The following is a 494-nucleotide window of genomic DNA, read 5'->3' as shown; positions in this document are numbered from 1 at the left end:
CGCGGCCCGATTTCGCCACCACATTGGCGCGCGCCAGCCGGTCCATGCCTGCGATGCCGATGGCCGATAAAAGCCCGCCGATGGTCGTGGGGATCAGCGTGACAAACAGCGCCGCGAGGAACACGACCGGGATCGAAGTGCCGGAGAAGACCGCGAAGGGTTCCAGCGTCACCACCACCAAGAGGAAGATCAGCGTGAGGCCAGCCAGTAGGATGTTCAGCGCGATCTCGTTGGGGGTCTTCTGCCGCTCCGCCCCCTCGACCAGCGCGATCATGCGGTCGAGGAAGCTCTTGCCGGGGTCGGCCACGACGCGCAGCACCAGCCAGTCGGACACGATGCGCGTGCCACCAGTGACGGAACTGAAATCACCGCCAGATTCGCGGATCACCGGAGCACTTTCGCCGGTGATGGCGCTTTCATCGACGGAAGCCACACCTTCGATCACCTCGGCATCGGCGGGGATGATATCGCCCGCTTCGACCAGGATGAATTGC

Annotated in this window: 1 pseudogene; it reads right to left on the bottom strand. The window is 64.2% G+C overall.

Going from position 1 to position 494, the window contains the following annotated elements:
* Positions 1–494 (bottom strand): annotated as a pseudogene (locus Q5L94_RS13340) (potassium-transporting ATPase subunit B); the annotation flags it as partial.

Origin of the sequence: Idiomarina sp. Sol25 (genome assembly GCF_033052775.1) — a bacterium.
In the GTDB taxonomy this organism is placed as follows: domain Bacteria; phylum Pseudomonadota; class Gammaproteobacteria; order Enterobacterales; family Alteromonadaceae; genus Idiomarina.
Note: the sequence above shows the minus strand (reverse complement) of the source record. Positions and strands in the feature narration are given on the sequence as shown.